General features: G+C 60.9%; 7 protein-coding genes and 1 pseudogene. 2 read left to right on the plus strand and 6 right to left on the minus strand.

Going from position 1 to position 7,894, the window contains the following annotated elements; translation table 11 throughout:
• Window positions 1-289: 289 nt before the first annotated feature.
• The 6 genes and pseudogenes from AC1Q5P_RS21500 to AC1Q5P_RS21525 form a co-directional block, all read right to left on the minus strand.
• Window positions 290-1,102: an enoyl-CoA hydratase gene (locus AC1Q5P_RS21500; protein ID WP_492519983.1), complete on the minus strand. Its 813-nt coding sequence runs from the start codon at window positions 1,100-1,102 to the stop codon at window positions 290-292.
• Between the two features lie 40 nt (window positions 1,103-1,142).
• A complete protein-coding gene (locus tag AC1Q5P_RS21505; protein ID WP_052241969.1) occupies window positions 1,143-1,886 on the minus strand; it encodes a VOC family protein in 744 nt (247 codons plus the stop codon).
• A gap of 38 nt (window positions 1,887-1,924) precedes the next feature.
• Window positions 1,925-2,215 carry a Crp/Fnr family transcriptional regulator gene (locus tag AC1Q5P_RS21510; protein WP_236727056.1) on the minus strand — a complete coding sequence of 97 codons (291 nt, stop codon included), beginning with the start codon at window positions 2,213-2,215 and terminating at the stop codon, window positions 1,925-1,927.
• Window positions 2,216-2,329: 114 nt separating this feature from the next.
• Window positions 2,330-2,485, minus strand: a pseudogene (locus AC1Q5P_RS21515) (Crp/Fnr family transcriptional regulator); the annotation flags it as partial.
• A 160-nt stretch (window positions 2,486-2,645) separates the two neighbouring features.
• Window positions 2,646-3,557 (minus strand): SDR family NAD(P)-dependent oxidoreductase, encoded by a 912-nt coding sequence (locus AC1Q5P_RS21520; RefSeq protein WP_492519984.1) that lies wholly within the window; start codon window positions 3,555-3,557, stop codon window positions 2,646-2,648.
• 35 nt (window positions 3,558-3,592) lie between these two features.
• Window positions 3,593-5,098, minus strand: a complete 1,506-nt coding sequence (locus tag AC1Q5P_RS21525; protein ID WP_039331743.1) for a flavin-containing monooxygenase — start codon at window positions 5,096-5,098, stop codon at window positions 3,593-3,595.
• A 396-nt stretch (window positions 5,099-5,494) separates the two neighbouring features.
• Here AC1Q5P_RS21525 and AC1Q5P_RS21530 point away from each other — a divergent pair, with 396 nt between their 5' ends.
• Window positions 5,495-6,739 (plus strand): tyrosine-type recombinase/integrase, encoded by a 1,245-nt coding sequence (locus AC1Q5P_RS21530; RefSeq protein WP_492519985.1) that lies wholly within the window; start codon window positions 5,495-5,497, stop codon window positions 6,737-6,739.
• Window positions 6,736-7,894: site-specific integrase (locus tag AC1Q5P_RS21535; protein ID WP_492519986.1), on the plus strand; the 1,159-nt coding region annotated here is incomplete at its 3' end. The genes AC1Q5P_RS21530 and AC1Q5P_RS21535, both read left to right, overlap by 4 nt.

A 7,894-nucleotide genomic window follows, 5' to 3' on the forward strand; every position in this document is an offset into this window, starting at 1 on the left:
GCTTCAATCCGAATGCTCACGCGCCGAACCGCAAGATATTGCTGGAATTGAGAAACTTCTGAATCAGGCACTAAGATTTGCCAAGACAATGCCAGCCGCAAATGTCCGGCAAGTTGGACGATCCGGAAAGTCTCCTTTCAGGACCGCAAATTGGGATAGCGGACATTTTCATGCATAGTTGAGGCAAACTCCCCGTGGCCATTCCGGCCACAGGAGAAGTGTCATGGGACATTTAGACCTCGAAGGCATTCCAGATACCGATGTCGATCACAAAACCCCAAAATAAACTTTAGCCACCTACGAACTTTGCCGTGCGCTTCTCAAGGAAGTGCGCAACGCCCTCCTTGAAATCCGCGCTTTTCAGGCTTTCCCGCATTTCCTCATCGGCTTCCTGCATCGAGGTTGCGAGATCGACGAACAGGGCGTCCCACAGCTGGCGCTTCATGATGCGGGTCGAGCGCGGAGAGACATTCGCCGCCAGGTTCTCGGCATATTCGCGTGCCTCGTCCAGCAGCCGTTCGGGGGCGCAGACCCGGTCTGCCAGGCCGATGCGGTATGCCTCGTCGCCATCTACTCGACGCGAGGAGAACATCAGGTCCAGTGCACGGCTATGTCCCACCAAACGCGTCAGCATCCAGCTGGTGCCATGTTCCGCGATCAGGCCGCGCCGCGAGAATGATGTCACAAATGCCGCGTTGCTGGAGGCAAACCGCAAATCGCAGAACAGCAGAAGCGCAAGCCCCAGCCCGGCCGCCGCACCGTTGACCGCGGCAATAATCGGCTTGCCGACCGACGGCAGCCAGGTCATCGGATGCTGGAAATCTTCGCGGGCCGCCGGGTCAAGCGGGGTGAACGATTTGCTTGGGGTCTTGCCGCTTGAGGTCATTCCATCCAGCGCGCTCATGTCGACGCCCGAGCAGAACCCCTTGCCCGCGCCGGTCACGATAATCGCACGCACCTGCGGATCGTTGTTCGCCTGCTCCATGGCCTGGCGGAATTCTGCCGCCATGGTCGGGGTCCAGGCGTTCAGGCGCTCTGGCCGGTTCAGCGTGATGGTGGCGACCGCGCGGATCACATCATAACAAATCTGCGAATAGGTCACTGGTTATCCTCTCGTGTCTCAGGCGCTTTGATGCAGGCTATCAAACCAGCCGAATAGTCACGCCGAACAGTGCGACATTCCCCTCACTGGTCAGGCAGCCGTGCCGAACAGCGTTTTCGCGCAGCTGCGCGGCGCGGGCGGAGTGCAGGTCGAAGGCTTGGAATCCTTCACTGCCGTTGCCTGCTGGGGCCGCAAACCGCAGCTCGCCTTCATCCAGGCCGATGCGGCTTGCATGATCGCAATGTTCCATCGGGCGACCGAGAATTTCCCCCCAGCGCCCCGCCATGCCCTGCGGGTCGAGCGCGCTTATTCCAATCCCGGTAATGGCCTCGTCTTGGGTAGCGGACTTTTGCCAGTCGGGGCCGCCCCATTCCCAGTCGGACCAGCGCGGCATGTAATCGATGGACAGCAGGGTTCCGCCAACATCCTTGGGATGCAGGTGCATGAAGCCCGCGCCATTGCGGTCCAACTGATCCGCCACGCGCACACCCGCAGCATCAATTCGCGCGCGCGCTTCGTCTGCCCCGTCGGTTTGAAGAATGACCATATAGCCGCAGTCACCGCCTTGCTTGGCCAGCAAGCGCCCGACGGTGGTGTTTTCGGTGATCGGCGATACGAATTCCAGAAAGGTGTTGTCGATCGCATAGACCGCATTGCGCAGCCCGTAACGCACGATTGCCGGGTCTTGATAGGCTGAGCCCAGGCCAAGAATCTGGCTGGCCTGCAATGTTGCAACTTCAAGGTCAGTTACGGCGAGTGCAATCTGGCGCAGGCGCAGTTTCATCTTGGTACTCCGGTAGTTTGGAGCAGGACCATAGCGCTTTATCCTTCGTCACGTTCCGTGAGCAACCGCAGCGCTTCAGGATCGAGGACTGTCAGGCTGCGGTAAGCAACTTCTATGGCGCCGCCTCGCTCCCATTGCTTGAGCAGGCGGTTGATGCTTTGCCGCGATGCGCCGAGCATCTGGCTCATTTCCTCTTGCGAGAAGCGGAGCGTGACCGGGTGATGTGGTCCCGCCGCTGCAAGCTCCCGCCCATGCGCCTGCAGCACTTCCCGCGCCAGGCGGGCGGGCAAGGGGCGCAGCACGGTATCGTCCATCCGGCTGAGTATCATGCGATACCGCCTCCCCATCATGGCCAGGAATTGCAGCAAGAAATCCGGCCGGTGGTCGACAAGCTGGTGGACTGCTGCAGCCGGGACGATCAGCACAGCGCTGGCAACAATCGCCATGGCGTCATTTCCGCGCGGCTCTCCCGAAAACAGGGAGGCTTCGCCGAACCACTGGTTTTGAGTCACCATGCTGAGAACGGATTCCCGGCCCTCGGGGCTGGTCACGCTGAGGCGCAGTACTCCCTCTTCAACGCAGAACAGCGCATCGGGCACGGACCCGAACGCATAAAGCTGCTCACCCCTGCCAAGCAGTCGGCGGCGGGCATGCTGGCGCAGCGCAGCATCGAGCTCCGGGTTCAATACTCCTGGTTCGTGCTGGGCCCTGTCTTCGTGCAACTGCCGATGTCCTTGATCCGCCTGTGAGGGCTGGCGTTCAACTGGCCAGTGCTTCCTTTAACCGGTCGCGCCGCTCCTTGAACATCGGAATGTCCTCGTAGGGAATATCGGGATTGGATCCCGCCGCGATGTTATCCAGGCGGTTCTTGACGATCGGGAGCAGTTCCGGGCTGGGATAGACGTAGAACTGTCCCACTTCGATTGCCTGGAAAGTGATGCTGGCCACTTCTTCTGCGGTCAACGACCCATTGGCGAGATCCTTCGCGGAAATGGCCTGGGTCGCCAGCTGGGACTTTGTCGGGCCGCTTTCATTGGCAAGATCGGCGGGCCGGGTGCGATAGCATTGGCTGATGTTGGTGGTCACGTATGAGGGACACAGCACAGCTGTCTTGACCTGATCTCCGGCCAGATCGAGATCGTGGTAAAGGCATTCCGAAATCGCGATCACGGCGTGTTTGGAAACGCTGTAAATGCCCATGCCGGGTGCCGTAACCAGTCCGGCCATCGAGGCGGTATTCACAATGCAGCCTTGATAGGCCGGGTCGGCAGCGGCGGCAGCAAGCATCCGCGGGGTGAAGCTCCGCAAACCGTTGGCCACCCCATCGACGTTGACGGCGAACACCCACTTCCAATCCTTTTCGGTGCTTTCCCAGATCGGCCCACCGGATGCGACCCCGGCATTGTTGAACACCAGGTTGGCGGGGCCAAACTGGCGTTCGGCGGCCTCTGCGAGCGCCTCAACCGAAGCAGCGCTGGTCACGTCGGTCAACACACCAATCGCATCCGCACCGCTGGCCCGCAGCTCTTTAACCGCCGCATTCATCGCCTCGGCCTGCACGTCGGCAATCACCACCCGCATTCCCCGGCGTGCGGCCTCCTGTGCAATAGCCTTGCCCAGGCCAGAACCGCCGCCGGTTACTACGGCTACGCCGCCTTTCATGTTCTTCATCTGCACGCTCCTCGGTCTTTGCGGGTCCGGCCCGGTCAATAGCTGTAGGAAAAGATCGGATCGTCGAGATCGATGGCCGGGATGGCCTTGCTCTCGTAGAGATAATCCTGGCTGTGCTGCCACTCCGGCTTGTCACCGCTGCGTGGCAAGCGGTCCAGGCTGCGCAAGAGGTAGCCGGGATTGAGGTATTCGGTGTCGACCCACGGCCGCAGCGGCATGTCGTGATCATCCGGGCGCAAGGTCGGCGCTACGCTCTTCGCGCCGCGCGCCTCCAGATGGCGCAGCAGGCGGCAGACGAACTCGCCGATCAGGTCCGCGCGCAAGGTCCAGCTATAGTGCCCATAGCCATAAATCCAGGCCATGTTCGGCACGCCGGTGAACATCGTCCCGCGATAGGTCACAGTCTGCGCAAAATCGATATGGCGTCCGTCAACCCGGAAGGGGATCTCGCCCATCACGGACATCTCAAAGCCGGTCGCGGTGATCACCACGTCGCAGTCGATGCGGCTGCCTGAACCAAGCTGGATCCCGGTTTCGTCAAAGGCTGCGATCTGGTCCGTCACGACCGATGCCTTGCCCGAAGCGACGGCCTTGAACAGGTCGCCATCAGGCACAAAGGCCACGCGCTGCTGCATGGGCTTGTAGGGCGGGGTAAAGTGGCGATCGACATCAAAGCCTTCGGGCAGGCAGGCCTTGACCCCGTCGATCAGCAGTTTCTTCAGCTTGTCGGGCGCTGCCTGCGCGCGCTCCAGCAGATCGGCGCGGTCGCGCACCACCTTGCGGCGCATGATTTCATGGATCCAGGCGTCATCGACATACAGCTTGCGCAGTTCGTCCGCCAGGCTGTCGGCATTGCGACCAGCCGCGAAGTAGGTCGGCGTGCGCTGCAACATGGTGACATGCGCGCAGCTATCAGCCAGCGCCGGGATCAAGGTGGCGGCCGTGGCACCCGAGCCGATCACCGTCACCTGCTTGCCGCTGAGATCGAGATCGTCTGGCCAGTGCTGCGGGTGGACAACCTGCCCCTGGAACTGGGCGAGACCTGGCCAGTCCGGCGTGTAGCCGTGTGAATGGCGGTAGTAGCCCTGACACATCCACAGGAAGCGCCCCTGCAGATGGACCAAGCCTTCTATATCACTGCGCTCGACTGCCAGTGTCCAGCTTGCCGCTTCACTCGACCATTCGGCGGATTGGACCTTGTGGCCATAACGGATGTGCGGCCCAAGATTGGCATCCTCGATAGCCCCGCCCAGATAGTCCAGAATCTGCTGGCGCGAAGCGATGGGATCACCCTTCCACGGCTTGAAGCCATAGCCGAAAGTGAACAGATCGCTGTCCGAACGGGTGCCGGGATACTTGTGCATCAGCCAGGTGCCGCCGAACGATTCCATCGCGTCGAGGACAACAAAGCTCAAGTCCGGGCAGTGCTTGCGCAGCAAGGTTGCGCTGCCGATGCCCGAGATCCCCGCGCCGACGATTATAACGTCGAAACGCTCGATCTCTTCTGAGTCGCAACCGGCATCGCTTGAAACCGCAGACATTTCATTCCTCCAGCGCCGGGTGTTTGGTGCGGCGTCGGAGGCTCCCTAGAATCGATCACATGGCTAAACTGTCGCCTATTGGCAGTTTAGTCATGCGAGTTGTTTTTAATCCTCGCCCAAGCGAATGGTGGTGTCTGCAAAGGCCCGAACGCCCACCTAGGCGCTACCCGAGAGTTGGCATACATAGGTCGTCGGTGAACGAACGACGGCTTTCGACCAGACAGATTAAAGCCGATTATGGCCGCATTGTCAGCGGAAACAGACGCTCTCATGCGCCGTTTGGCTCAAGCCCCACCAGGACTCATTTTCATCTGCTCGGACCATATTCGGGGAACGTATCGAACCCACCTCGGCAGCAGGTTTACAAGCACACCGTACGCAGCCTAAGCTGCATTTGTGGAGCAAAACCTAGTAAAAACAGATAGTTCGAAATTTCTAACCCACCGGCAATCTGTGGGTGGGCAAGGCACAGCCGTCACCCACAAACGCCAATCCAATAAGCTGAAACTGACCGGTCATGTGGCCCGTCGAGCCTCACTTCCGCTCGGGATTACATGGGATAATGAACTGCCTGGCTTCGGACTGCGCAAGCGCAAGTCCGGACACCTTAGCTGGATAGTGAAGTACAGGCCCCGAGGCGTGCAGAGGATGGCGACGCTGGGACGCGCGGGGGTGGCGGCAGGTGCGCTGGGCGCTCCCGCCGCGCGCGCTGCCGCGCGCAGATTGCTCATCAGGGCTACGCTTGCCGACCTGCCGTCTGCGCCCGAGCAGAAAAAGGTCCCGCTCTTTGTCGACTTCGCCGAGGAATTCTGGACCGACTATTCGCCGCACTGGAAGCCGTCGACCAGGACGAGCTCGCGCTCGCGCATCGATCAGCTGCTCATTCCGCATTTCGGCGAACTTCCGGTCGACATGATCGCACGGTCAGACATCAACCGCTGGCGCGACACCATGACAAAGAGGGAAGGGAGCTTCAATCGCACCATCCCGATCATGTCTGTCATGATGCAGTATGCGGAAAAGCTCGGGTATCGCGCCAAATGCTCCAACCCGTGTCGCGGTGTGTCCCGCTTCAAGCGCGAGCTCCCGGAGCGCTACCTTTCCGCCGACGAATACCGCAGGCTCGGGCGCGCGTTGGCCAATCACGAGTTTGCGAACCCGTTCGTGATCCCCGCGCTTCTCTTGCTCGTTTACACGGGTGCACGTGCTTCGGAGATTGCGACCTTGCGCTGGCGCTACGTCCAGATTCCTCGACTTGCCTTGCCCGACAGCAAGACCGGCCCGAAGACCATTTATCTCAATCCGCAAGCGATCGAAGTCCTTAATAACCTCGACCGCCGTGCCGACGACCAGCTTGTCTTTCCGGCGCTGCATCGGGAGGTTCCAATCAATCTTGGCGAGCACTGGATCAGGGTCAGGCGCAAGGCCGCTCTTCCCGATGTTAGGCTTCACGATCTTCGCCACAGCTTTGCCTCGATAGCCATTGCGAAGGGCACTCCTCTAGCGACCATTGGCAGGCTGTTAGGACACGCGCTTCCCGAGACGACCGCGCGCTATGCGCATCTCGCTGACGACATCATCTCGGAGAGCGCCGACCGGATTTGCTCGAGCCTCGCCGGTGCACTTGGTGTAGCGGCATGACGGGATACGATCTCAAGCATATCCTCGCCGAGGAACTCGCGCGCGTTGTTCCGGGAGAGGCTGGGAAGCGCCGGACGAGGTTTGACTATGTGCTTCCGGGCTTTGGCGAGCGCATCCACCGCTCAGGACGCAAGAGCTATGTCCTCCAGCGGACCATCGGTGGCAAGCAGCGGTTGATAACGATCGGCGATGCCGCCATCCTTACCGAGCGCATCGCGAAGGATGTTGCCCGCCGACTGATCCTCCGGATCGAGCTCGGGCAGAACCCGGCAGACAAGAAGAAGCGCGGCCGGAAGACGCCGACCTATGCGGCGTTCCTTCAGTCCTACTGGGATGTGGCGGCACCGACCTGGAAGAAGTCGACGCGCGAGATCCACGACATCTACCGCCGCACCCATCTCGATCATGCGTTCGCGGGCAACTTCATCGACGAGATCGGTCATGCCGATGCGGTGCGCTGGCACGCGGAGGTTACACGCTCGGCAGGGCCGGGTGCAGCAAACCGCGCCATGGAAATTCTGAAAGCCATGTTCGCCAAGGCCGAGGCCTGGGGCTATATTCCTGAGCACTCAAACCCCTTTCGAGGCGTGAAGAAGAACAGGGGGCGCAAGATCGAACGGTTTCTGAGCGACGCCGAAATGGCGCGGCTCGGGAAAGCCCTTGCCGACCGGCGCGCTGACCAGCCCGTCGAAGTGGCGCTAGTCACACTGCTCGCGTTGACAGGATGCCGACGCGGCGAAATCCTCAACCTCACCTGGGGCGAGGTTCAGGGGAGGAAGCTCAAACTGACCGACTCCAAGACCGGCCCGCGTATCGTCTGGCTTGGCGAGGAGGCGAGGGCGGTGCTGGATGGATTGCCGCGCGGGAAGAGGGATGAGCGGGTGTTTCCATTCAAGGGGCAGTCGGTTTCAGCGATTGACTGGTTCTGGCGCAAGCTCCGACGTGATGCCGGTCTGGATGACGTCAGGCTCCACGATCTGAGGCACAACTATGCCAGCCTGGCAGCGCGATCATCCGAGACTTTGCCGATGATTGGAAGCCTCCTTGGCCACAGGCAGGTTTCGACAACAGCTCGGTATGGTAGTGTCCCACGGCGTGGTGTAGGAACACCGATCCTCGGCAGGGCCGAGGATGATCAGGCTGCCAGTGCCGGCA

The sequence above is a fragment of the Novosphingobium sp. GW835-FHT14H07 genome, assembly GCF_058793515.1.

Coding starts and splice junctions, on each gene's coding strand:
- AC1Q5P_RS21505 (WP_052241969.1), bottom strand. CDS start 1,886: ATGAAACTGCGCCTGCGCCAGATTGCACTCGCCGTAACTGACCTTGAA.
- AC1Q5P_RS21510 (WP_236727056.1), bottom strand. CDS start 2,215: ATGATACTCAGCCGGATGGACGATACCGTGCTGCGCCCCTTGCCCGCC.
- AC1Q5P_RS21520 (WP_492519984.1), bottom strand. CDS start 3,557: ATGAAGAACATGAAAGGCGGCGTAGCCGTAGTAACCGGCGGCGGTTCT.
- AC1Q5P_RS21525 (WP_039331743.1), bottom strand. CDS start 5,098: ATGTCTGCGGTTTCAAGCGATGCCGGTTGCGACTCAGAAGAGATCGAG.